This is a genomic window from Candidatus Omnitrophota bacterium (assembly GCA_041650805.1).
Taxonomy (GTDB): Bacteria; Omnitrophota; Gorgyraeia; order 2-01-FULL-45-10; family 2-01-FULL-45-10; genus JBAZKM01.
Genome location: JBAZKM010000002.1, coordinates 21,520 through 46,784 on the forward strand (window position 1 = coordinate 21,520; position 25,265 = coordinate 46,784).

General features: G+C 54.4%; 24 protein-coding genes. All 24 read right to left on the bottom strand.

The window, feature by feature from the left end:
* Positions 1-160 precede the first annotated feature (160 nt).
* The 24 genes from WC515_01615 to WC515_01730 all read right to left on the bottom strand — a co-directional run bounded on the left by WC515_01615 (position 161) and on the right by WC515_01730 (position 25,181).
* Complete coding sequence (locus tag WC515_01615) at positions 161-1,381, bottom strand: type II secretion system F family protein (GenBank protein ID MFA5146064.1); 1,221 nt, start codon at positions 1,379-1,381, stop codon at positions 161-163.
* A gap of 4 nt (positions 1,382-1,385) precedes the next feature.
* Positions 1,386-3,110, bottom strand: coding sequence for a GspE/PulE family protein (locus tag WC515_01620; GenBank protein ID MFA5146065.1), 1,725 nt, complete (start codon positions 3,108-3,110; stop codon positions 1,386-1,388).
* A gap of 4 nt (positions 3,111-3,114) precedes the next feature.
* Positions 3,115-4,851 carry an ATPase, T2SS/T4P/T4SS family gene (locus WC515_01625; protein MFA5146066.1) on the bottom strand — a complete coding sequence of 579 codons (1,737 nt, stop codon included), beginning with the start codon at positions 4,849-4,851 and terminating at the stop codon, positions 3,115-3,117.
* Positions 4,852-5,301 (bottom strand): hypothetical protein, encoded by a 450-nt coding sequence (locus tag WC515_01630; protein ID MFA5146067.1) that lies wholly within the window; start codon positions 5,299-5,301, stop codon positions 4,852-4,854. It lies immediately after the preceding gene.
* Between the two features lie 3 nt (positions 5,302-5,304).
* Positions 5,305-6,369 carry a type IV pilus twitching motility protein PilT gene (locus tag WC515_01635; GenBank protein ID MFA5146068.1) on the bottom strand — a complete coding sequence of 355 codons (1,065 nt, stop codon included), beginning with the start codon at positions 6,367-6,369 and terminating at the stop codon, positions 5,305-5,307.
* Positions 6,370-6,385: 16 nt separating this feature from the next.
* Complete coding sequence (locus WC515_01640) at positions 6,386-7,801, bottom strand: diguanylate cyclase (GenBank protein MFA5146069.1); 1,416 nt, start codon at positions 7,799-7,801, stop codon at positions 6,386-6,388.
* 143 nt (positions 7,802-7,944) lie between these two features.
* Positions 7,945-9,690 (bottom strand): TIGR03960 family B12-binding radical SAM protein, encoded by a 1,746-nt coding sequence (locus WC515_01645; protein ID MFA5146070.1) that lies wholly within the window; start codon positions 9,688-9,690, stop codon positions 7,945-7,947.
* Positions 9,691-9,712: 22 nt separating this feature from the next.
* Entirely contained in the window at positions 9,713-9,982 is a 270-nt protein-coding gene (locus WC515_01650; GenBank protein MFA5146071.1) for a hypothetical protein, read from the bottom strand.
* Positions 9,961-10,371, bottom strand: a complete 411-nt coding sequence (locus WC515_01655; protein MFA5146072.1) for a MazG nucleotide pyrophosphohydrolase domain-containing protein — start codon at positions 10,369-10,371, stop codon at positions 9,961-9,963. Before WC515_01655 ends, WC515_01650 begins: the two co-directional genes overlap by 22 nt.
* An 18-nt stretch (positions 10,372-10,389) precedes the next feature.
* Complete coding sequence (gene rodA, locus WC515_01660; GenBank protein ID MFA5146073.1) at positions 10,390-11,487, bottom strand: rod shape-determining protein RodA; 1,098 nt, start codon at positions 11,485-11,487, stop codon at positions 10,390-10,392.
* 70 nt (positions 11,488-11,557) lie between these two features.
* Entirely contained in the window at positions 11,558-13,279 is a 1,722-nt protein-coding gene (gene mrdA / locus WC515_01665; GenBank protein ID MFA5146074.1) for a penicillin-binding protein 2, read from the bottom strand.
* The gene (gene mreD, locus WC515_01670) at positions 13,276-13,788 is read right to left on the bottom strand and encodes a rod shape-determining protein MreD (protein MFA5146075.1); all 513 of its coding nucleotides are present in this window, start codon (positions 13,786-13,788) and stop codon (positions 13,276-13,278) included. The genes mrdA and mreD overlap by 4 nt, the downstream gene beginning before the upstream one ends.
* A complete protein-coding gene (gene mreC, locus WC515_01675) occupies positions 13,776-14,549 on the bottom strand; it encodes a rod shape-determining protein MreC (GenBank protein ID MFA5146076.1) in 774 nt (257 codons plus the stop codon). Before mreC ends, mreD begins: the two co-directional genes overlap by 13 nt.
* Positions 14,550-14,570: 21 nt before the next feature.
* Complete coding sequence (locus WC515_01680; GenBank protein MFA5146077.1) at positions 14,571-15,644, bottom strand: rod shape-determining protein; 1,074 nt, start codon at positions 15,642-15,644, stop codon at positions 14,571-14,573.
* 86 nt (positions 15,645-15,730) lie between these two features.
* Positions 15,731-17,005 (bottom strand): 3-phosphoshikimate 1-carboxyvinyltransferase, encoded by a 1,275-nt coding sequence (gene aroA, locus WC515_01685; protein ID MFA5146078.1) that lies wholly within the window; start codon positions 17,003-17,005, stop codon positions 15,731-15,733.
* Between the two features lie 45 nt (positions 17,006-17,050).
* Entirely contained in the window at positions 17,051-17,974 is a 924-nt protein-coding gene (locus tag WC515_01690; GenBank protein ID MFA5146079.1) for an RluA family pseudouridine synthase, read from the bottom strand.
* Positions 17,956-18,708, bottom strand: coding sequence for a prolipoprotein diacylglyceryl transferase (gene lgt, locus WC515_01695; GenBank protein ID MFA5146080.1), 753 nt, complete (start codon positions 18,706-18,708; stop codon positions 17,956-17,958). Before lgt ends, WC515_01690 begins: the two co-directional genes overlap by 19 nt.
* A 14-nt stretch (positions 18,709-18,722) precedes the next feature.
* A complete protein-coding gene (gene lspA / locus WC515_01700; protein MFA5146081.1) occupies positions 18,723-19,160 on the bottom strand; it encodes a signal peptidase II in 438 nt (145 codons plus the stop codon).
* Position 19,161: 1 nt separating this feature from the next.
* Positions 19,162-19,587, bottom strand: coding sequence for a TraR/DksA C4-type zinc finger protein (locus WC515_01705; protein ID MFA5146082.1), 426 nt, complete (start codon positions 19,585-19,587; stop codon positions 19,162-19,164).
* 4 nt (positions 19,588-19,591) lie between these two features.
* Entirely contained in the window at positions 19,592-22,411 is a 2,820-nt protein-coding gene (gene ileS, locus WC515_01710; protein ID MFA5146083.1) for an isoleucine--tRNA ligase, read from the bottom strand.
* A gap of 66 nt (positions 22,412-22,477) precedes the next feature.
* Positions 22,478-23,347 (bottom strand): S-methyl-5'-thioadenosine phosphorylase, encoded by an 870-nt coding sequence (mtnP, locus tag WC515_01715; protein MFA5146084.1) that lies wholly within the window; start codon positions 23,345-23,347, stop codon positions 22,478-22,480.
* Positions 23,348-23,359: 12 nt separating this feature from the next.
* Positions 23,360-23,659 (bottom strand): YggT family protein, encoded by a 300-nt coding sequence (locus WC515_01720; protein ID MFA5146085.1) that lies wholly within the window; start codon positions 23,657-23,659, stop codon positions 23,360-23,362.
* 2 nt (positions 23,660-23,661) lie between these two features.
* Entirely contained in the window at positions 23,662-24,495 is an 834-nt protein-coding gene (gene proC, locus WC515_01725) for a pyrroline-5-carboxylate reductase (protein MFA5146086.1), read from the bottom strand.
* A 2-nt stretch (positions 24,496-24,497) separates the two neighbouring features.
* A complete protein-coding gene (locus tag WC515_01730; GenBank protein MFA5146087.1) occupies positions 24,498-25,181 on the bottom strand; it encodes a YggS family pyridoxal phosphate-dependent enzyme in 684 nt (227 codons plus the stop codon).
* Between the last annotated feature and the right edge of the window lie 84 nt (positions 25,182-25,265).

Genomic DNA, 25,265 nt, shown 5'->3' on the forward strand with positions numbered 1-25,265 from the left:
CTTCGAAGGTCCAGTCAGAGATTCGTCCTGCAGTTGAGCTTTTCAATTTATATATAATACCTTTTTATTCTATCAACTATCTCTTCCGGTCCTTCTATACTAAGTATACCCTACTATTCGGCAATTGTCAAGGCCACCTGCCGGACTAAAGGACCGCCCCCTAGCCGCCCATTATGGACGTAACCTTGAATATGGGCAGGAACATACATATGACTATAGAGCCGATGACTATTCCCAGGAACGCTATGATGAGCGGTTCTATCATGCTCGTCAGGCCGCTCACGGCGGCGTCTACCTGTTCGTCATAAAAATCGGCTATTTTGGACAACATCTTCTCGAGCTGCCCGGATTGCTCGCCTACCGATACCATCCTGACGACCATCGGGGGGAATATCTTGGACTTCGCGAGCGGTTCGGCGACGTTCTCCCCTTCCCTTACGTTCGTACGGACATTCTCGACCGCTATCTCAACGGCCTTGTTCCCGGCCGTCTTGGCCACTATCTCAAGGGACGCCAGGATCGGGACACCGCTCTTTATAAGGGTGGAGAGCGTCCTGGTGAACTTGCTGATAGCCACCTTTTTGAAGAGTATGCCGAAGAGGGGCATCTTGAGCAGGAAAGAGTCAAACTGCAGTTTCCCTTTTTCCGTCTTTATATAACGCGCGAAGAGGATGCCTATCGCCACGATACCTACAACGGCAAGAAGGAAATACTTCTGGAGAAAGTCGCTTATCGTGATAAGCACCATAGTGGGTTTGGGAAGTTCGGCCCCAAAACCGGTGAATATGTTCTTGAAGACGGGTATCACCTTGAGAAGCAAAAGGAGCGTTATGCCGAGCGCCATACTGCTCACTACGGCCGGGTAGACAAGCGCCGACTGGACCTTCTTCTGGAGGGCGCTCGTCTTCTCCAGGTACGAAGCAAGCCGGTCCAGTATCTCATCGAGCATACCGCTAGATTCGCCGGCCCTCACCATGTTCACGAAGAGCGGCGAGAAGACCTTCTTGTGCTTGCCTATGGCATCGGAGAGGTTGGACCCTGTCTCGACATCGTTCCGGATCTTTATTATGACCTCCTGGAAGCTCTTGTTCTCAAGCTGTTCCCCGAGTATATCGAGCGCACCCACCAGGGGGATGCCGGCATCGACCATGGTAGCGAGCTGGCGGGAGAATACGACAAGGTCATCCAGTTTTATCTTCTTCTTCTGCATCGACGCGAACGCCGAGGAGAAAGAGAATTTAGGCAGCGCCTCGCTCACCGACACGATGATCAGGTCCTGCTTCCGGAGCTCCTCCACCGCCGCGTTCCTGTCATTCGCCTCGAGAGCGCCGGCTACATTGTTGCCTGACTGGTCCTTGGCTACGTATTTAAAATTTGCCATCTATCTAATCCTCCGAAGTTACCCTCAGCACTTCTTCAAGCGTAACAACGCCGTTAACGAAATTCTCCACGGCATTGTGCCATAGAGTCAGCATATTCTGTTCCTTCAGCGCATAATCTTTTATCTCGTCGCTCGATGCCTTCCTCACCACCATGTCCCGTAATTTGTCGTCTATCAGGAGCGCCTCGAGGATGCCGATACGGCCGTAGTACCCGGTATTATTGCACCTCTGGCATCCTTTGCCCCTGAAGAATACGTGCATCCCTTTTTTACCGAACTCTTCCGGCTTGATGCCGACCCTGTCCAGGACGTTCTTCGGTATCTCTATCTCTTCTTTGCAGTTCGTGCACGTCTTTCTCATCAGCCGCTGCGCCGCCGTCAGGACGAGGCTCGACCCTACAAGGAACGGCTCCACCCCCATATCGATCAGGCGGGTGATGGCGCTGGGGGCATCATTGGTATGGAGGCTGCTAAGTATGAGCTGACCCGTGAGCGACGCCTTTATGGCTATGTCCGCCGTCTCAAAATCCCGTATCTCTCCTACCATGATCACGTCGGGGCTCTGCCTGAGGACCGATTTGAGGCCGTTGGCGAAGGTGAGTCCTATGTCGGGCTTGACCGGCATCTGCGTGATCCCTTCAAGTTCGTACTCGACAGGGTCCTCCAGGGTTATGATATTCCTTTCCGGCTTGTTCAGCTGATTGATGATAGAATAGAGCGTCGTCGATTTGCCGCTCCCGGTCGGCCCCGTCAGGAGGATCATGCCGTAAGGCCGTTCCAGCGCGGCCCTGAACGTGGAGAGCGGCCCGGGCAGGAAACCGAGCCGGTCCAGGCCTATGCTCAGGTTAGATTTGTCAAGGACCCTCAGGACCACCTTGCCGCCGAAGACGATAGGAAGCACCGAGACCCTGAAGTCGATCTGTTTGCCCTCGAAGCTTATCATGAAACGGCCGTCCTGCGGGACGCGCGTCTCGGTGATGTCGAGTTTCGACATTATCTTGATACGGGCTATGACGGCGTTCTGGTTCCTTTTCGGAAGCGTCATGGCTTCGCGGAGCGTGCCGTCTATGCGGTACCTGACCCTGAGCTGTCTTTCGCACGGCTCTATGTGTATATCGCTGGCCCTGCGCTTCAGCGCTTCGTTAAGGATGAGGCTGACCACCTTGACGATAGGCGCCTTCTGGCTCTCCTCGGTCACCTCGCTTATGTCGAGCTCGTCCTCCTCGAAGAACTCCATATCCTCGGCGCCCTCCGTCTCCGCGAGCATCTTCGAGATCTCCTGCGCGTGAAGGCCGCCGCCGTAGTAGGCATTGATCGCCTCCCGTATGTCGTTCTCGGTGGCGATGACCGGGTCGATCTTGTAACTGGTGAGCATCTTCACATCGTCCATCGCGAATATATTGAGCGGATCGGACATCGCAACGGTCAATATGGTCCCCAGCCGGGATATGGGTATCATAAGATACTGCCGCGCGACCTTTTCGGGCATCAGGGCCAGGACCTCTTTGGTTATCTTATACTTGGTCAGGTCTATAGGCGGGATATTCAGGTGGTGGCTCATGACTATCATGAGGTCTTTCTGGGATATGAAGCCTCGGTCGACGAGCACCTTTCCGAGGCTGCCGCCCGACTTCTTCTGTATCTCGAGCCCCTTCTCAAGGTCCTTCTCTTTTACGAGCTTCCCTTTTATGAGTATGTCGACAAGTTTATCTTTGAATGATTCGTTCATCCGATCACCTTACGTCAAGGTCCTGATCGCCGACGGTAACACGTATGACCTCGTCCAGCGTCGTGGTGCCGGCCAACGCGTTCTGGATACCGGTCTCCCTGAGGGTCCTCATCCCCTCCCGCCTCGCCGCTTCCCGTATCTGGTATTCCTGCGCGCCTTCCAGGATGAGAGATTTTATCTTGGGCGTGAGGGCAAGGACCTCTATGAGGCCGACCCTCCCCTTATACCCGGTCTTCAGGCATGCGTCGCATCCTTTACCTTTATAAAATACCGGCTTGACCCCGCCCGTCTTTATCTTCAGCTGCTCCAGGCTCTTCCCGTCAAGCTCATGGGGCTCTTTGCACTTATTGCAGACCTTCCTGACCAGGCGCTGCGCGCCGACCATGATGAGGGACGATGTCATGAGGAACGGCTCAACGCCCATATTCAGGAGACGGATTATCGACCCGCTTGCGGTCGTCGTATGCAGCGTGCTCAGGACGAGGTGCCCCGTGAGGGCGGCCTTGATAGCTATATCGACCGTCTCAAAATCCCTTATCTCGCCCACCATTATTATATTCGGGTCCTGGCGGAGGATCGACCTGAGGGCGCTGGCGAACGTGAGGCCTATGTCCGGACGGGACGTGACCTGATTTATGCCGTCTATGAGATACTCGATCGGGTCCTCGACCGTTATTATATTCTTCTCCGGAGAGTTCACGTACGAAAGTATGGAATAGAGGGTGGTCGTCTTGCCCGAACCGGTCGGCCCGGAGATGAGGAGCATACCGTGCGGCTTCGTGGCGGCCTTCTTGATCTCCTCCGTAGATTTCTCGTCAAAGCCGAGTTTCTCTATGTCCAGTGTCGCCTGCGACTTGTCCAGGATACGCAGCGCTACCTTCTCCCCTTCGCTTGAGGGCAATACCGAGATCCTGAAATCTATGTCCCTTCCGTGCAGCTTAACCTTGAAACGGCCGTCCTGCGGGAGACGCCTCTCGGCGATATCGAGGTCCGACATGACCTTCAGGCGCGAGACGACCGCGCTCTGCAGGGCGCGGGAAAGGCGCCTTCCCTCCTCCAATATGCCGTCTATCCTGTAGCGTACGCGCAGTTCGGTCCCGAGCGGTTCCACCAGTATGTCGCTGGCCCGGGCATTCACCCCTTCGGAGAGGAGGAGGTTGGTGATCTTGACGACGGGCGCATCCTGCGTCATCCTCAGGAGGTCCGAGGAGCTCTGGAAGGCATCAGGCTGTTTCTCCTCCACCATGCGTATCTCGGCGTCCTCTTCCATGCCTTCGACTATCTTTTCTATGGCCGCGAAGGCGCTCTCTTCGTAATACTGGCTTATCGCCTCCGAGATGTCCTTGTCGGTCGTAATGACAGGGTTTATCTTGAAACCGGTCAGGGTCTTTATGTCATCTATGGCAAATATATTCAGCGGGTCGGCCATCGCTATCATAAGGGTGTCCCCCATCTTCGATATGGGGAGTATCTTATAGTGCTTGGCTATCTTCTTGGGGATGTGCTTTATGACCGAGGGGTCTATCTTGAACCTGGAGAGATTGATGGGCGGCACGCCCAGCTCTTTGCTCAACAGGACCATGAGATCGCTCTTGGAGATGAAGCCCAGCGTCACTATGACATCGCTCAGAGAACCGCCCTTCTCCTTCTGCAGGGAGAGCGCCTTCTCCAGGTCCTCCGGCTTGATGAGGTGCTTGTCTATGAGTATGTTGGTGAGCTTATCTTTGAGGCTTCCTACCATTTACTTTTTCCCATAGTATTTTTTTATCGAGTTATTGATATCGCTCATCGTGCTCACGAAGACCTGGACCTTGCATTTCGTTATCAGCTCGATATCTTCGACGGCCTGGACGTTCAAGGGGTTGGACATGGCGATGGTCACGAGGTCCCCTATCTTATCGATAGCTATAAGGTTGTACTGGGCGGCGACATTCTCGGGTATCAGCTTTATCGCTTCGGCGTTTATCTCGTAGTTATCGAGCGGAAGGTAGGGAAAGCCATACTGGACGGTCAGGGCCTGGGCGATCTCCTCTTCCTTGGCAAATCCTAGCATGACCAGTATCTGCCCTATGAGGCCGCCCTTCTCGCTCTGTATCTTGATGGCCTTGTCGAGCTGGGCCTCTGTTATGATACCCCTCTCGAGCAGGAGCTCTCCAAGCTGTTTAGATACTATACGTTTTATAGGTGTCATACGCTATTTTTTGAATATCCTCGCCAGGTCATCCGGATCAGAGGTCCTGCTGAACGCCTCTTCGTACGCGATCAGCTTCTTCTGGTACAGGTCGTAAAGCGCCTGGTTCATCGTCTTCATCCCGCCCTTCTGGGACGTCTGCATGACCGAATATATCTGGTGTATCTTCGATTCCCTGATCAGGCTCCTGACGGCGGCATTCACCAGGAGGAGTTCGGACGCAAGGACCCTGCCCGACTTTCCCATCTTCGGTATCAGCTGCTGCGACATGACGGCTATAAGGACGAAAGAGAGCTGTGTCCTGATCTGCTGCTGCTGATGCGCCGGGAAGACATCTATGACCCTGTTTATCGTCTGCACCGAATCCGACGTATGCAGGGTGGCGAATACGAGGTGGCCCGTCTCGGCTATATTCAGCGCCGATTCTATCGTCTCGAGGTCCCTCATCTCTCCTATCAGGATGACGTCCGGGTCCTGGCGCAGGACATGCTTGAGGGCCCCGCCAAAAGAATGGGTGTCCGTGTACACCTCGCGCTGGTCTACGATCGCCTTCTTGTTGGCGTGGACGAACTCGATCGGGTCCTCGACGGTTATTATGTGGCATGAGACGTGCTGGTTTATCCAATCTATCATGGACGAAAGCGTCGTCGACTTTCCGCTCCCCGTGGCTCCGGTCACCAGGACAAGCCCCTTTGGCCTCTGGCAGAGGTCCGTCGCGACATCGACGGGAAGGCCGCACTCTTCAAATGACCATATCTTATAAGGTATTAGACGGATCGAACAGGCGACGGAGTTACGCTGCTTGAATACGTTCACCCTGAAGCGGCTTACCTCTTCCATGGCGAAAGATATATCGAGCTCGAGCTCGCGCTCGAACTTATCGATCTGCGCCTTGTTCAGCATGCTGTACGTAAGCGCCTTCGTCTCTTCGGGAGAGAGCGGGTTGGCATCGACGGCGATCAGCTTCTCGTCTATCCTCAACTGGACCGGCGAGTGCGCGGTTATGTGAAGGTCGGATGCCTTCTTATCCGATAACAATCTCAAAAGGTCGTTTATATTATGGGCCATTTCATATCTCCTTGGATTATACTTCCACCCTGTTTTTGCCCAGCGATTTGGCGTGGCGCAGGCTCTCTGCCGCCTTCTTAAAAAGCTCTTCGGCGGTCGCGCCGTCGATCGGGTTCTCGCTCACGCCGCCGCTTACGGTAAGCTCCGTCCCGTTATCTTTCAGGAATTTAGCCGCCTCTATCTTCCTGCGTATCTCCTCGGCGATGCGCACCGCGGCCTTCTTGTTCCGTTCCGGGAGGAGCATCGCGAACTCATCCCCGCCTGTACGCGCGGCCTTGCCGGTCGGATCCGTGTTGTCCTTTATGAACTTCGCGACCTTCCTTATTACCTCTTCGGCCAGGATCTCCCCTTTCGACTCGCGGAACGCCCTGAAATTATCTATGTTGAATATGATGAAGGAACATGGGCGCTGGTAAAATATCGCCCTCTTTATCTCTTCCTCCAGGCGTGTCATGATGTAGTTCTTGTTATACAGCTCGGTGAGATCATCCCTTATCTCCAGCTCTTCGGCGCGGCGCAGGAGGAGATCGTTCTCTATGGCGATGGTCATCTGTTTGGCAAAGACCTTTACCAGGTCTATATCATCGCTCTTGAATTTAAAATTATCGCCGCCGCTGCCTATCAGGAGCAGGCCCATATTTTTCCTGCCCGAGAACATCGGGATACCGAGCAGACTATCCGCATCATAAAGCGCCTTGAAGTTCTCGATATCGCCCGATCTTTTGGTGCCTGCATCGATGACCACCACGGAGTGATCGTGTACAGCCTTACCGAGCAGCCCCTGCCCCGCCCGCACCACCAGGCCTTCCAGTTTTTCATTCTTAAGGTTGTATGATGTCTTGAGCATGAACTCTTCCCCGTCGGATTTCGAAAGATAGAGCGCCCCGTAGCCGGCATCGAATATGGTCGCGGCCTTCTGGACGGCCAGCTCCAGGCTGGCGGACAGGTCTATCGTGCCGCTCGATATGACATCCCCTATCTGAAGAAGGCTGGAGAGGGCAAGGACCTTTTTATGTATCTCCATGTTGATCTCGCGTGTCTTCTGCCCGTAGGTCTTAAGTTCATCCAGGTTCGATTTTATCCTCTGGGTCATCACATTGATCGATTCTCCCAGCTGCCCTATCTCGTCATCTCTCTGGACGGCTATCCTCCTGTCATACTCCCCTTCGGCTATGACCTTTGCCTCTATCGCCATCTCTATGACCGGGTCTATCATCCGTTTTGCGAGAGCCAGCCCCAGTATGGCGATAACGGCCGATAGCAGGACTACGGCGCTCACGTCCAATATATTATCAAGCTGAGGAAATACGTATATGGAAGCGATGTATGTGCATACGAGAAGGGGTATGATCGACATCAGGCTGAATGCGACCATTAGCTTATAGCGCAGTCCCCGCGGGACCATAGATAGCCGTCTGGATAGCCTACCCATAAAACCTCCTTGGGTGATAAATAGCAGTAGAGCGGTTTATTTCAGCCGATAGACCAGGATTATTAATAATATTTTAATTTTGAGTTAAGTATACTATAGATATGTAAGATTGTCAAATAGGTGGTTCCTAACGGAGCGGGGTTTTACTGCGGGACCCGGTCTTTTTTGAAGCCGATATCAATGAAATCCCACGGCAGTATCTCATCCGGGGCCATCTTCCGGGAGACATAGAAATGCGGGTCGACGCCGTTCTTTTTGAACGAATCGAGCCATCGCCTGAGATCGAACCTGTCGCGCCATGCATCGAATCTTCCGCCTCCGGCCCAGGCCTCATATATAACGCCCGAGAGCTTCCTGCTGCCCCGCGATAGCGCCGCCTCCAGGTAGCTCATTTCAAGCGAGTGAAAATCGAGCTCTGTCCTCTTTGACCTCGCCTCGGCGGCGAGACGTTTCTGCTTCTCGCCGATGGTCTTCATCTCGTCCATGGGTTCGCGCTGTAAAAAGGTGTGCGGCTTGGGGACAAAGGCATTGATGCTTGCCTTCACTTCCGCCGGCCTCCCGTCAACGGCCCTCTTAAGGTCCGATATCTTCCGGATTATACCGGCTATGGCCAGGAGATCCCCGTCAGTTTCGGAGGGAAGCCCTATCATAAAATATAGCTTGACGCGCCGCCATCCTGCCCTGAACGCCTCCGAGACCGCCCTGAATAACTTTTCTATATCGATATCCTTGTTCATCGCCTTCCTCAACGCCTCACTCCCCGCCTCCGGCGCGAAAGTGAGCCCCGCCTTCTTCACCTCGGATATCAGTGAAGGCAGGTCTTTAAGGATATCCTCGACCCGGAGGGACGGGACGGAAACGGATACGGCCTTATCCTTGAAGAGAGAGTTCAGGCCCGCTATGATATCCTTTATGCCGGAATGGTCACCGCTCGAAAGCGAAAGCAGCGATATCTCATCGTACCCCGTATTCCTGTAGGTCTCCCGGGCCAGTTCAAGCACCTTCTCCCGGGACCGTTCTCGGCACGGCCTGTAGATAGCGCACGCCTGGCAGAACTTGCATGCGTGTTTGCATCCCCTCATGATCTCTATCGTTATCCTGTCATGCACAACGCTTATATAGGGCACTATCTGTTTAGTGGGATAGAACGCGTTCTCCAGGTCTTCGACCACCCTCTTTCTTATCCTGGGCGGGACAGTATCCTCTTTCGGGAAGAACCTCTTTATCGTGCCGTCCGGGTTGTACTCGACGCCGTAGAACTCCGGAACGTAAACTCCCTCGATCTTCGCCAGCTCACGCAATATGGCCCTTCTCGAGCCGCGGACTGTGGACTGTGGACTGTGGACTGTGGACCTCGAACTCTTATACGCCTCTACGATCTCCCCGACCGCCTCTTCCGCCTCCCCGATGAAGAAGGCGTCTATGAATTCGGCGATCGGCTCGGGATTGTAACAGGACGGTCCTCCGGCGATCACGATCGGGTCGTCATCGGTCCTCTCGGAAGAGCGTTTAGGTATCCCGCCGAGGTCCAGGATATTCAGGATATTGGTATAGCTAAGTTCATAGGTGACGCTGAACCCGATCAGATCAAAATCTTTTATGGGCCTGCGCGATTCGAGGCTGAAGAGGCGGATATCGTTCTTCCTTAGCGCATCTTCGAGATCGGACCACGGAGAGAAGACACGCTCGCAGAGACAATCGTCCCTTTCATTCAGTATACCGTATAGTATCTTCATCCCCAGGTGGCTCATCCCCACTTCATACGTGTCCGGGAATGCGAGCAGGAATTTCACCCTGTCGGGCTTCCATTCCTTCCTGACGGAGTTCCACTCTCCTCCGATATACCTGGCGGGTTTTTGAACGGTCAACAGCAACTCTTCCAGACCCATCTCTACCCCATTTTAAAGGATATCATTCCACGTATCCGCAGCCCTCGTAGGGCGTGTTGTAGACGAGAACGTCGCGTATCGGCACACAGCTGAAGATGTTCCCGGATACCGTGTGCTGCGTCCCGATCCTGTTCGCGTAATCCCTGCAGAAGTATTTACCGTCATCGCCTTTAGCGAGGTTGACGCACGGGTCGCTGCCCCTGGACCCGCAGCATGCGCCGCACCGTCTGCACAGGGCCTCATGCTCCGCATGATCGCGGTCCTGTCTCTTTATATACGCTTCTTCATCCATCTCTTCTTCCGCCTCTTCTCGAGCGACTTTATCCTGTTCCAGTTGATAATGACCTGCCGGACCGACTTCACTTTTGTCGAGCCGAATACGTGCGGATGGCGCCGTTTCAGCTTCCGTATAAGGGTATCGATCACGTCCTCTATGTCGAAGCTTCCTTCCCTGGAGGCGATCTCGGAATGGAACATCACCTGCAGCAGTATATCACCAAGTTCCTCCTTCATGTTAGTATAATCCCTGCGCCTGACCTCGGCGATGAACTCATCCGACTCTTCCTTAAGATACGGCAGGAGCGTCTCGTGCGTCTGCTTCCTGTCCCAGGGGCACCCCTTCGGCCCATGCAGCGTCTTGAAGACCTTCTTTAACTCAATGAACTTCGTATCGTTTTTCATACGATATCCATGAAAATTTTAGAATCTCGAGCGGCGCAGTTCCACGTTCAGCAGGAGCCCGATCGCGATGAACGTAGTGATCATGCTCGATCCCCCGTAGCTCACGAGCGGGAGAGGTATACCCACCACCGGCATGATGCCTATCGTCATGCCTATATTGATGATGATCTGGAGCGACAGCATGACCGCGATGCCCGAGGCGACGAGTTTTCCGTATACGTCGTTAGCCAGCGCGGCGATATTGAACGCCCTGTTCGCTATGAGAAAATATAAGGCGACCAGGATAACCGCGCCCAGGAACCCCCACTCTTCCCCGATCACAGAAAATATGAAATCCGTATGCCTCTCGGGCAGGAAGTTCAGCTGGTTCTGTGTCCCGCTCAGCCATCCTTTCCCCAATAAACCGCCTGACCCTATGGCTATCTTCGACTGTATTATCGTATAGCCGGCGCCGAGAGGATCTATATCGGGGTCCATGAATACCATCAGGCGCTGTTTCTGGTAACCGTGCAGAAAATGCCACATGAAAGGGAGCGCCGCCGTCCCGCAGCCGATCATCACCGCCAGATGCCTGATATCCGCGCCGCCCGCAAGGAGGATGATGAAAAATATGGGCAGTAATAAAAGCGCCGTGCCGAGGTCCGGCTGAAGCAGGACCAGGATGAACGGTATCCCCAGGATCAGTGACGCCGTCAAGAGGCTCCTTATCGTCTTCATCGATTCCCGCTGTGAGCCGACATATGCCGAAAGGGCCAGGATCAGACTGAGCTTTATGAACTCTGAAGGCTGAAACGTGAAAGCGCCTATAGTGAACCACCTCTGCGCCCCCATCCTCTCGCCGCCTATAACAAGCACCAGCATCAACAAAAATACATTGGCCCCGTAGACGAGATACGCCATGTCTATGAACTTCTGGTACGAAATGGCTATGACGCCGGCGAGGAAGACCATCCCTATGACCGCCCAGGTGACCTGGCGGAAGAGGTAACTTTTAGTGAGCGGCATACCCTTCGCCTGCGTGGCGCTGTAAAGCACCAGGAGCCCGAAAAGGAAGATCACGAGCGTCACCGCGATCAGCCCTTTATCTATTCCTTTATAATCTTCTTTCATCCTCATAATATCTATACCCCATACCCCATACCCTATACCCTAACACTATAATCCTCCCCTAACCCCAATACCCCGCTCAAATATACCCTCTCTCCTTCGCTACCTCGAATATCCCTCCGGCTATCTCCGCCGGTTCCAGCCCTCCTTTGCCTCCGTGCTCCAAAAATACTACGAGACAGACCCTGGGGTCATCATAGGGGGCAAAGCCGGTGAACCACGCATGCGTCCTGCCCTGGGGGTTCTGTGCCGTCCCTGTCTTACCCGCCACGACGACTCCTTCTACACCGGAGCGGCGGCCTGTCCCGTCCGCGCTACTGACGACTTCGCGCATCCCTTCTCTGACCTTACGGATAGTATCACTGCGCAATCCTATATTTTTTGAACGAACATCGGCCACGACGCTTGAATCGATCTGTTTCACAAGATACGGCCTGACGATCTTCCCGCCGTTAGCTATCACGGCGGTCATCTGCATCACCTGGATCGGGGTCACAAGAAGGAACCCCTGCCCGATGGAATAATTGAGCGTTTCACCCTCATACCAATTCTCGTTCCTTGCAAGGCGTTTCCAGAGTTTCCCCGGTACCAGCCCTCCGACCTCATCCGGCAGATCTATGCCGGTCGGCCTTCCGAAACCGAACGCCTTGGCGTAGGCCTCGATGATATCGGCACCTATGAGCCGGCCGGTGGAATAGAAGAATACGTTGCAGGAATTTTTTAGGCCTTCGACGACCATCTGCGGGCCGTGGCCCGTCTCTTTCCAGCAGTCGAACTTGGATCTTCCGAGGGCGTAGCTCCCATTGCATACAAAGGTCGTGTTGGGGGTGATCTTCCCTGAGTTCAGCGCGGCGGAGGCTATGACGATCTTAAATACGGACCCGGGGGCATAGAGCGCCGATATCGCCCTGTCAGAAAGCGGCCTGCCCTTCCTGTCCATAAGGAGCCTAACCCGTTCATCGGACCCGTCCGGCCTTACGAAGACGTTGGGGTCGAACGCCGGGTGGCTCGCCAGCGCGAGCACCTCTCCGTTCCTCGGGTCCATCACCACTACGGCCCCGTTCCTGTCGCCCAGAAGCCTGTCTACGGTCTCCTGGATAGCGATATCGACGGTCAGGTAAATATCTTTGCCGGCGGACGGCTCTTTAACGCCGAGGACCTTCCTCTGACGCCCTTTGTTATCGACCTGTATCTGCATGCCGCCGTCAAGGCCGGTCAGATACCTGTCATAACGCTTCTCCAGCCCGGAACGTCCTACCAGGTCCTTCGGGCGGTACCCGTAATCGCGGAGCCCCTCGAGCTCTTCCTCGGTGACCTCGCTCAGATACCCGAATATGTGGCTCCCCGAATCGTTATATATGTAATGGCGCCTGGACCGCGTCTCTATGACGAGGCCGCTGATATCGGTGCTCGCCTCTTCCAGTACCATCGCTTTATCTTTGCCTATATCTTCTATCACGGTCACCGGCGCATAGGGTTTCGCGCTCGCTTTCGATAACGCCTTCCGTATCTTTTCATCCTGGATCCCCAGGACATCTTTCAGGGTCTGCATGAAGTGCGTCCTGTCCCGCAGCTCCTGATATACCACCGCCACATCGAAGGCAAGACGGTCCCGCACAAGCGGCACGCCCCTCCTGTCGAAGAAAGTCCCGCGGGGACCGTCTATCGGGATTATCCGGATGACATTATTCTTCGAGAGGCGCGAATAAAAATTGAACCTCACAAGCTGCGTGTAGAAGAGCGCTATGACAAGAGAGGCAAAAAGTACGGATATGGCCGCGCGCACGGTTTTCTCGTTCATAAGAGATCGTCCGGCTCCCTGAGCCCGTATACGGCTATGAGCTTTGAAAATATCGGGATCGATACCAGGGCGGTATAGAGACCGGAGGGCACTATGGAGTGCATGAGATAATCGGAGAATGCGATACCGTGCAACTCCGCGGCCAGCACAGAGATCTTGAAATGAAAGGCCATCGACAGGAAGACGAATATCAGCACGATGTAAAATTGCGTAGTCCTGGACTCTTTAAAAAATTTCGCATTAAGCGCGCCCACGGTGAGGCCCGTGATACCCAGGACCAGCATATTGACACCGAAGATGTCGGCGGAGAAGAGGTCTTTCAGCAATCCGCCTGCCAGGCCCGCCTCCAATCCTTTCTTCGGGCCGCAGAAGAGCGCAAAGAATATCACCAGCGCGGATACGAGATCGGGGGAGGCGCCGAATATCCGCACGCGATGCAGCACGGTAAGGTGCAGCAGGACGGCGGCCAGCATGAGCATATAGAGCCCTCGCCTGTTTACCGTATGCACAGCACCTCCTCCACTTTCGCTAGGTCCTGCGCAGGCTTCACGATCGCGTATTTGTAGAGCCGCCCCGGTTCCTTGTCCACGCTCTCTACATAACCTACAAGGACGTCCCTGGGAAATATGCTGCCCAACCCGGCGGTGAATACTACGTCCCCCTCTTTCACATCCGCATCGAGCGCTATGTATATCATCTTGCAGTATCCGTCGGGCCTGCCCACAAGGATACCGCCCTGGCGGTTCCGCTGTATAAGGACGCCCACTTTCGAGTTAGGGTCGCTGATCAGGAGGATCTTGCTCGAACGCCTCCCAAGCTCCACCACCCTGCCGACGAGCCCGCGCACCGAGAGGACGGCCCTGTTCTGCCTTATGCCGTTATTCAGGCCTTTGTCTATTATTATGGAATTGGACCAGTTTGACGGGTCCCTGCCGATGACCTGTGCCGCTATGGTCGCGTAAGGCAGCTCCTTTTTGAATTCCAGTATCTCCCTGAGCCGCGCATTCTCAGCCGCGAACGACTTCATCTCCTCTATCCTTCTCGACAGGTAATCGATCCTGGCCCTCAGGAGACGGTTCTCCTCCCTGAACGAGGCGAACGGGATCATTCTCTTTATGGCACCGGGGATGCCATGGACCGTCTTCAGGACCGGCGAGGCAGAGTCGACCGACGCTATCCTGAACCGGCCCGGATCGTTTCTTATGACAAGGAATATGATGAGGAAGAGGGAAAAGAGGAGAAGGGTCTTTAATATCTTATGCTTGTGCACATCTACCGTTGGTAGTCCGTCTTACCGTTCAAGTCTGGGTATTATAGTGACTTTCTTGAGATACTTTATCTCGCTCAGGACCTTGCCGGTGCCGAGAGCAACGGCGGTCATCGGGTCTTCGGCCACATGCACGGGCAGGCCCGTCTCTTCGGATATCAGCTTATCTATGCCCTTCAGGAGAGAGCCGCCGCCGGCCAGCACTATCCCCTTTTCGATGAGATCGGCGGATAGTTCCGGAGGGGTGCGCTCAAGGGTTATCCTGACCGCTTCCACTATCTGAGCTATAGGTTCCGCCATGGCCTCGCGTATCTCTTCGCTGGTTATGGTAACGGTCTTGGGAAGCCCCGCAACCAGGTCGCGCCCCTTCACTTCCATGGTAAGCTCCTGCTCGAGCGGATAGGCCGAACCTATCTTTATCTTTATATCTTCGGCCGTGCGTTCGCCTATCATGAGGTTGTAATTTTTCTTGAGGCTGTTTATTATGGCTTCGTCCAGCTCATCGCCGCCTACCCGCACCGACTTCGAGAAGACGATGCCCGCCAGCGATATGACGGCCATTTCGGTGGTGCCGCCGCCTATATCGATTATCATGTTACCGGAGGGGTCCTGTATGGGAAGGCCTACGCCTATGGCAGCCGCCATCGGCTCTTCTATCATGAATACTTCGCGCGCGCCGGCATGGAGGGCCGAGTCCTTTACCGCGCGCTTCTCGACTTCGGTGATCCCTGAAGGTATTGCGATCACTATGCGCGGGCGGACGAGGCGCCGGGACTGGTTCACCTTCTTTATGAAATACCTGAGCATCGCCTCCGATATCTCAAAATCGGTGATGACGCCGTGCCTCATGGGCCTTATCGCGACGATGTTGCCGGGGGTCCTGCCGAGCATCCTCTTCGCCTCTTCCCCTACGGCAAGCACGTTTGAAGTCCCCGCCTGTATGGCCACGACCGACGGCTCACAGAGCACGATCCCCTGGTTTTTCAGATAGACGAGCGTCGTCGCCGTGCCGAGGTCGATACCCATATCATTTGAAAAAAGACCAAGCACTTCGTTATAAACTTTGGTAGAAATACTCAGGATATTCTTCAAATTCATGCGGTATCTCCGGGTTCTATTTTTATATCTCAAGCGATATTAACAGAAAAGAGCACCTTTGTCAAAATAAATATTCTATCACCTTACTATATAAGGGATTGAAGCGCCCGAAAAAATCCGGGGAATGATTTGGAGACGCACGCGATATCGTCGATGGCGCTCTCCCCCCTGGCGGTGAGCGCCGCTATCGCCATAGCCATACAGGTCCTGTGGTCCCCAAAACTTTTGAGCGCCGCCCCCCGCAGGGAATCGATGCCCTCTATTACTACATCCTCCCCGTCCGGGCGGATGCGCGCGCCCATGGCGGTCAGGTTCTCTATCATCGAGTGTATCCTGTCCGTCTCCTTGACCTTCAGCTCACCGGAACCCTTTATCGTGGTCCGGCCTTTTGAAAGCGCGGCCAGCACAAATATCACAGGGAGCTCGTCTATCACGGATGGTATCGACTCCCTCTCTATCGTTATGCCCCGGGTCCTGCCTGAACGGACTATGATATCCGCACAGGGCTCAAATGAGTTCTTCCTGTTGACTATCTTCACGGAGGCGCCCATCCTCGACAGTATATCCAGTATCCCCGCCCTGGTCGGATTTATACCTACGCCTTTTATCCGGACCTTCGACCCGCCCAGGAGCACCGCCCCCGCAATAAAAAAACTGGCGCTGGATATGTCCCGCGGGATCTCGAACGATCTCGGCTTCAGCTCCCTCCGGCCTTTCAGCAGGACCGTCTTCCCGGTGACCTTTATCCCCGCGCCGAAGTGTTTAAGCATCCGTTCGGTATGGTCCCGCGACCTGAAGCTCTCGCGCACCGTGGTCAGCCCGTCCGCGTAAAGGGCGGCCAGGAGCACTGCCGACTTCACCTGTGCGCTCGCAACGGGCATCCTGTAGTCGATGGGCCTGACCGTACCGCCCCTGACCACCAGAGGAGGATATCCGCCTTTCTGAGCGCGGATATCTACACCCATCAGGGAGAGAGGTTCCGTCACCCTCGCCATGGGCCTGCCGGAAAGGGACTCCGCGCCCGTCAGGGTCGCCTCAAAATCCTGGCCTGCCAGTATGCCGGCCAGAAGACGCATAGAAGTCCCGGACTCTCCTACATAGATATTGCCGGACGGTCTCTTTAATCCGTTCAACCCGCTGCCGTATATGGCGGTGATGCCGTTCGTATCCGATACCCTGATACCCATATCCCGGAAGGCATCTGCGGTGTACCTGCAATCATCGCACTCAAGGACGCCTTTCGCTTCCGTCTTCCCCTTCGCGATGGCGCCACAGATCAGGGCCCTGTGGGAAATGGATTTATCGCCGGGGAGCGTTATCTCCCCCGACAATCTCCGTATAGGATTTATAATGGTACTCACATTTATTCCTCTTAAGCTGAAAGCTGATAGCTGACAGCTATTATATCACACCTTCTTCTTAGTTTCTTTCTCTATAACTCCGGCTATATCGTCCGGCAGGTCGCTTGAAAATTCCATGTATTTCTTCGTTACCGGGTGGACGAATCCGAGCATCTTTGCGTGCAGCGCCGGCCGCGACAGGTCCCCTCTCGTACCATACTGGGCATCCCCGAGCACCGGGTGGTCTATATATGCCATGTGGACGCGTATCTGGTGGGTCCTGCCTGTGCCCAGAATAAGTTCCAGAAGCGTAAAATATTTAAACCGCCTGAGGACGCGATAGGATGTCCTGGCATCTTTACTCGTCTCTTCGAACCTTACCGCCATCTTCTTCCTGTCATGGGCGCTGCGGCCGACGGGCAGATCTATCACGCCGTTATCCAGCTCGACGACGCCTTTCACTAACGCTACGTAGACCCTGCGCGTCGTCTTATTTTTGAACTGTTTGGCGAGAGACCTGTGGACCGCTTCGTTCTTTGCCACGACCAGAAGGCCGGACGTCCCCTTGTCGAGCCGGTGTACTATGCCCGGCCTGAGAGCGTCCCCCGAGGCAGGCAGCCCTTTGCAATGGGCCACCAGGGCGTTCGCAAGCGTCCCGGTCCAATTCCCTGGCGCCGGATGCACGACCATGCCGGCAGGTTTATTGACCACGAGCAGATACTTGTCTTCATATACGATATCGAGCGGGATATCCTCGCCTTCCAGTGAAGGCGGTGAGGCGGTAGGCACACGGACCTCTATCATGTCTCCCGACCTCATCCTGTAATTATTCTTTCCCGGGGCGCCGTTCACCGTGACATCGCCGGAGACGATCAGTTTCTGTATCGATGCCCTGGAAAACCTGTCAGGGAGGCTCTCCGCTAAAAATTTGTCAAGCCGCCTCCCGCGATTCCCCTCGGTGACGCTTATCTTTATGGTCTTCTTTTCCATAGCATGATCCTGTAGATGAGAACGGACACGGCGCACAAAAACAGGGCGGCGCTAACGACTTGAGAGAAAGTGAGGCCATACGCGACCGGCGCGTTGTCGCCCCTTAAGAACTCCGCCAGGAACCTCTTGGACGAATAGAGGACGCAGTAGCCGAGGAATATCTCCCCGTAGAATTTCCTTCTCCCCTGCCAGATACGCAGTATAACGAATATGGCCAACAGCGCCAGCGCGGAGTATACCTGGGCCGGGAGGCGTAACTCGGAAGATCCGGGGAAGATGACGCCTAAAAGAGAGCCGGGCTGCGCTTCTTTCCCGAAACAGCATCCGTTAAGGAAGCACCCTATGCGTCCGAAACTTTGAGCGAGGGCCACATAAGGAGCAAAGAGATCGGCGGTATTCCAGAAACTCAATTTCTGCCATCTAAGATAAAACCACATGGCCGCCAGGCCGAAAAAAAACCCGCCGTACCACACGAGCCCGCCCTCCGGCAGTTTCAGGACATCAAGCGGATGGCGGAGGTAATAGGGCGAGTTCATGGCGACGTACAGGAGCCGGGCGCCTGATATGCCGGCTATGAGCACGATGACGGCAGTATCCGTCATACGGTTACTGTCCAGTCCGAACCCGGACGAGTTACGCCGGATCAGAAAGAGCGACACCGCGAAGCCTATCGCCAGCATGGTACCGTAGGAATATATAGAGAAGGCGCCTAAAGTGAGAAGGACGGGATGCATACTTTTTTAACGGCTCAGGTTTTATGTTTCAACAACCGTAACGCCAGGATGACGGCGCCGACCGTTATGCAGGAGTCGGCCACGTTAAAGACGGGCCAGATACGGAAATCGAGAAAATCTATAACGCACCCGAACCTTAACCTGTCTGCGAGATTGCCGAGCGCGCCGCCGAGCACCAGGCCCAATGACAGGGCGAATAACGGATCGCCCGCCCTGCGGATGAGGGCATACGCCGTTAAAGATAAAGCGGCGATCACAGAAAAAACTATAAAGAAGGCCTGCTGGTCCCTGAAGAGCCCGAAGGCGACGCCTTTGTTCAGCACCAGCGTAAGGTGAAATATGCCGGGGATCACCGCGACCGGTCCGGAACCGGAAAGGGTATTATATATGACTATCTTCGTGATCCGGTCTGCGATGAATACACACGATGCTGTCCAAAAGACGTATGACACGTCATTTGACCTCTTTGGCTTCCTGGCATACGATACAGAGTTCCGTATACGGCAACGCGGTGAGACGCTTCTTCGCTATATTCTTTCCGCACTGGAGGCACATGCCGTACGTGCCCTCCTCCACCCGCTTCAGCGCTTCATCTATGAAGAATAAGACCTTCTGTTCATCACTGGCCCTGCCGAGAGAAAACTCCCTTTCGTAATCGTCGCTCGCCATATCGGCCATATGATAAGAATATCCGGAGAGGTCACCCGATGCGTCGCGCTGGGATTTGTTGAGAGTATCTTCCGTGAGATGAGAAAGCTGCCCGGAGATCTTCTCCCGCTCTTTGAGGAGGAGCTCCTTGTACGCCTTGAGCCCTTTTTTGTCCATCTTCTTACCTGCGGCGGCCTTCTTCGTCTTCTTCGCCCGTATGATCTTTTTCATTTATCTATTTATCTCCTTTTTTCACCACGCCTACACATCTTTCGCATAAGGTCGGATGGTCTTTGTCTGAGCCGACCCGTTCACTGTAATTCCAGCATCTCTGGCATTTTTCTCCCCGCGCCTTTTCCACGCGGACGATGACGGATGGCGTACCTTCAGCGCCTATGCCGGAGGTGCCGGACGGCTCCTCCACCTCGACCTGCGACACTATAAAAAGATAACGGAGGATATCCCTGTTATCTTTCAAGACCCTCTTATACTTATCGTCCCCGGAGATCACGGTAACGGATGCCGCGAGGCTCGACCCTATGACGCCCTCCTGGCGTTTCTCCTCGATCTTCTTAAGGACCGATTCCCTGACCTCTATCAGCCGGGACCATTTTTCATCCAGTGCGGTATCCGCCCATCGGCCGTACTCTCTTTCATCCGGCCAATCCTGGGTGTGGATAGGATCCCCCGAAGGGCCGCCGTGTAGATAACCCCATGCCTCGTCCGCCGTAAACGCAAGGAGCGGCGCGGTGATCTTCAAAAGACCCGTCAGGAGCGCGAACATGGCCGTCTGTCCCGAACGGCGTTCCCGCGACGCGGCACTAAATGTATACATCCTATCTTTCAATATGTCAAGATAAACCGATGATACTTCATATACGCAAAAATTGTACACGTCGCGGTATACCTTGTGGAAGGCGTATGTCTCATAGCCGGAGGCCGTCTCTTTTATTAGCGAAGCGAATCTCGACAGTATCCACCTGTCTATCTCGGTCATATCGCCGTATGCGACGGCGTCCTTCGCCGGATCAAAATCGTACAGGTTGCTCAGGAGATACCTGTACGTGTTGCGTATCTTCCTGTACGCCTCCGAAAGGCGTTTCAGTATCTCTTCGGATAGCCGCACATCTTCGGAATAGTCGCTTGAGGCGACCCATAGCCGCAGTATATCCGCCCCGTACTTCTTCATGACGTCCTGCGGGGCTATGACGTTCCCCAGCGATTTCGACATCTTCTTCCCGTCGCCGTCGACGACAAAACCGTGCGTCAGGACGCCCCTGTACGGCGCTCCTCCGTCGATAGCCATGGCCGTTATGAGGGCTGATTGGAACCAACCCCTGTGCTGGTCGGACCCTTCGAGATATAGCTCGCACGGATAGTCGAGCCCTTTATTGCCCTTCAGCACCGCCTGGTGGCTGACCCCGGAATCGAACCAGACGTCTATTATATCGGTCTCTTTAACGAACCCTTTCGATCCGCACTTCGGGCAGACGACACCTTCAGGCAAAAGCTCCTCTTCCTTCCTGGTGAACCATACATCGGCGCCCTCTTTCTCTACCAGGCCGGCGACGTGCGCGATGACTTCCGCGTCAAGGAGGACCTCCTTACAATTTTTACAATAGAACGCTATTATGGGAACGCCCCAATACCTCTGCCGTGACAGGCACCAGTCAGGACGGTTCTCCACCATAGCCGATATCCTCGATGCTCCGGCTTCCGGTATCCATCGTATATTCGAACCGATCTTCTCGAGCATCCTAAGCCGCAAATGATCATGATCTATCCTCAAAAAGTACTGGTCGGTGGCCCTGAATATGATAGGCCTCTTGCACCTCCAGCAGTGCGGATAAGAATGCGTAACCTCCTCCTCATGGAGGAGGGCGCCCAGTGATCTCAGCTTTTCGATAATTGGTTTATTGGCCTTATAGACCTCCATGCCGCTGAATTCGCCGGCCGTCTTGTCGAACTTCCCCTTTGTATCCACCGGCATTATAGTCGGAAGACCGTACTTCTTGCCGGTCAGGTAATCCTCCTGGCCGTGGCCGGGCGCGGTATGCACGCAACCGGTGCCGTCCTCCATCGATACGTAGCCGGCCGACACCACTTTAGACCTTCTGGCGATAAAAGGATGGTCCGCCTCCGTCCCCTCAAGATCTTTCCCTTTCACGGTCTTAAGTATCTTGAAACCTTTTATCCCGAACTTCTCCATCACCGTCTCAACAAGGCTTCTGGCAACTATATATATTTCCTCCGAGCTCCTGGCTCCAAGCCCCGAACTTTTAACATACACATACTCGCTCTCCGGGTGCACCGCTATCGCGACATTGGCGAGTAGCGTCCACGGGGTCGTAGTCCATATGACGAAAGAAGTCGGGAGTTGGGAGTCGGGAGTTGGGAGTTGACCGTTAGCGACTTTGAATTTTACGTAGATCGAAGGCGACGTCTTATTCTCGTATTCGACCTCGGCCTCCGCGAGGGCTGTCTCGCACGTCGAGCACCAATTAACAGGTTTCAGGTCTTTGTATATATACTTCTTCCCGACCAGGAGGCCGAACGACCTCACTATGGCCGCCTCATAATCCTTCGAAAGCGTAAGATACGGCTTCGCCCATTCGCCCAGTATGCCGAGCCGCTTGAAGTCCTCCCTCTGGATCGCTACGTACTTCATCGCATAGTCGTATGCCAATTTCCTGAACTTTACCTGGTCTATGTCGTATTTGGTCAACTTCAGCTCCTTGAAGAGCTGATGCTCGACCGGCAGGCCGTGGCAGTCCCATCCCGGTATATACGGGGAATCGAAACCGCGCATCGTCTTGTATTTTATGACGATGTCTTTAAGGATCTTGTTGAGGGCGTGGCCCATATGTATGGTGCCGTTCGCGTACGGCGGGCCGTCATGGAGCACGAACTTATCCTTCCCCTTACGTTTTTTACGGATACTTTCGTAAAGGCCCGTCTCGCTCCACCGTTTAAGGATATCCGGTTCGCGGCGCGGCAGGTCCGCCTTCATGGGAAATCCCGTCTTCGGCAGATTTAATGTATCTTTATATTCCATTTTTTCCATACCCTATACCCTATACCCTATACCCCGCTAATATAATCCTTGCCTAGCCCCTATACCCTACTTCACATACTTCCCTATTATCAGCCCGAGCTTCTTCTTCGTCTTCGCCGGGATATCCCCGGACCTCGTGACGATCGAGTTGGCAAGGGCGCTTCCGCAACCGCAGCTGCGCTTGCCGCCGAGCCGGCGCAACACCTTCCTCAATATGCTCTTCGACATATCGACATTCTTCATCAGGTTCTGTATGATCATCTCTATCGATACCGTCTCCTGCGACTCATCGAGGTACCAGCAGTCGTAATCGGTGATGCATGCAAGGGTCGCATAACAGATCTCCGCCTCGCGCGCCACCTTCGCCTCTCCCATATTCGTCATGCCTATGATATCCATACCCCAGGAGCGGTACAGCTTCGATTCGGCCTTGGTGGAGAACTGCGGCCCTTCCATATTTATGTACGTCCCTCCGAGGTGCATGGCCGCTCCGGCGGCCTTGCCGGCTTCATACAGCTCCTTCGAAAGCTCCGCGCAGACCGGCTCGGCGAACGGGATGTGCGCCACTATCCCATCACCGAAGAACGTCATCCTGCGCGCCTGGTTCGTCCTGTCTACGAACTGGTCGGGTATGACTATATCGAGCGGTTTCAGTTCCTTCTTCAGACTGCCGCAAGCGGATACCGATATTATGCGCTCAACCCCGAGTTTCTTCATCCCGTATATATTGGCACAGTAGTTGATCTCCGTAGGCAATATACTGTGGCCTTTGCCATGCCGGGCCAGGAAGACGACGTCCTTCCCTTCAAACTTGCCGGTCACGAAATCGCCGGACGGCCTGCCGAACGGCGTGGTGACCTTCACCCTCTTCAGGTCCTTTATACCGTCTATATGATATACCCCGCTTCCGCCTATTATGCCTATCTTTCCCATCATCTCATTCTCCTTTTAACCTAACCTCGCCGCGATGCCAAAAAGCGTGCTTACCAGAAATAATTTCAGGAACCATACGGCGATCAGCGCAAATATCGGAGAGATGTCTATCCCCACCGTGTAAATGGGGAATATCTTCCTGAACGGCTGTAATATCGGCTCCGTCGTCTTATAAAGGAACTGGACTATGGGATTGAACGGGTCCGGGTTCACCCAGCTTATAAGGGCCCTTATGATTATGAGCCAATTCGCTATGGTGAGGGCGTAATCCGTTATCGTCGCCAGCGCAGCTATGAAGTTGCCTAATATGAACATCCTTATGCTCCTTTGAGTTTGGAGTAAACTTTAGATATCTCCTTTGAGCGCTTGCAGGCTGCCTTGACCGCCGCCTTTATGATCGCCTTGAATTTTTTCGATCCGAAGACCTTGAAGGCGGCTTCCGTCGTCCCGCCCTTAGAGGCCACTTTTTTGCTCAGATCACCGGGACTCTCTTTAAGCACCTCCACCAGTCTCGAGCTGCCTGCGGCCGTCTTGCGCACCAGGGCTCCGGCTGTATGCTCATCCAGTCCGAGCTCTGCGGCCGCTTCCATAAGCGCTTCCATCATATAGAAAAAGTAGGCGGGGCCGCTGCCGCTCAAGGCCGTGACCGCGTCCATTAGACCCTCATCCACCTCAACGACATCGCCGACGGCCGAGAATATCTCTTTGGCCGTCTTCATATCCTCGGCGCCTGCCGAGGGCCCCGCGCTTATGGCGGAGATCCCCTCGCCTATAGTTGCGGCCATATTGGGCATGACCCTTATCACCGGTATCCCCTTACCGACCATCTGTCCTATATAGTCCGTGGTGATACCTGCCGCGATCGATATCAAGAGCTTATCTTTGGATACGGCGCGGCGTATATCCTCATAGAGTATCTTTTCGAGATCTTTCGGCTTCACCGCAAGTATAACGACATCGGAATGGCTCACCAGATACGCGTTGTCTATCCCGGTCGCTACGCCGTACTTTGCCTTGATGGAATCTCTCCTGGCAGGGTCTGCGTCGCTTGCTATCAACAGCCCGGGGTCTGCCACGGCGGCCGAAAGTTTCCGTATCATCGCCTCGCCCATATTGCCGCATCCGATCATGCCTATCTTCTTGTCGATCATATTCAATCCTTAAATATCGCGCGCCCCACTCTGATCATCGTCGCGCCCTCTTCGATAGCGACCTCGAGGTCGCCGGTCATACCCATTGATAATTCGGGTATAGGGTATGGGGTATAGGGTATAGAGTTTATAGTATCGCGCAGTTCCCTGAGTTTTCTGAAATATGGCCTGACCGTCTCCGGGTCATCGACTTCGGGGGCGATCGTCATCAGTCCCTTAATATTAATATTTTGACATAGAGAGATATCTTTAAACAGACCCGCGACTTCGTCCGGCCCTATCCCGAATTTGGTCGATTCGCCGGAAGTATTGACCTGGATCAGGACGTCCTGCACCTTGCCGATCCTCTCCGATTCCCTGTCGATAGCCCTGGCAAGCCGGGCGCTATCTACGGAATGTATGAGAGAGAATATCCTGACCGCGTCCTTCACCTTATTCGTCTGCAGGTGGCCGACCATATGCCATACGGCCCTGTCACCTATCACCTTATATTTAATCGAGGCGTCAGGTACGCGGTTCTCCCCTATATCCCTCACGCCGAGGCCCAGCACTTCTTCGATCTCGCCCGGGCCGACTTCCTTGGTGACGCATACGAGCCGGACGTCCTCTTCAAGTCTCCCGGATTTTACGCAAGCGCTTATGATCCTTTGTGTTACGATTTCGAGGTTACCGGCTATCGTGCCCATTTTGAGAGGATACGATATCACAAAGGGTCGGAAAAGTCAATGCAATTAAGAGCTATCAGCTATCAGCTATCAGCTATCAGCTAT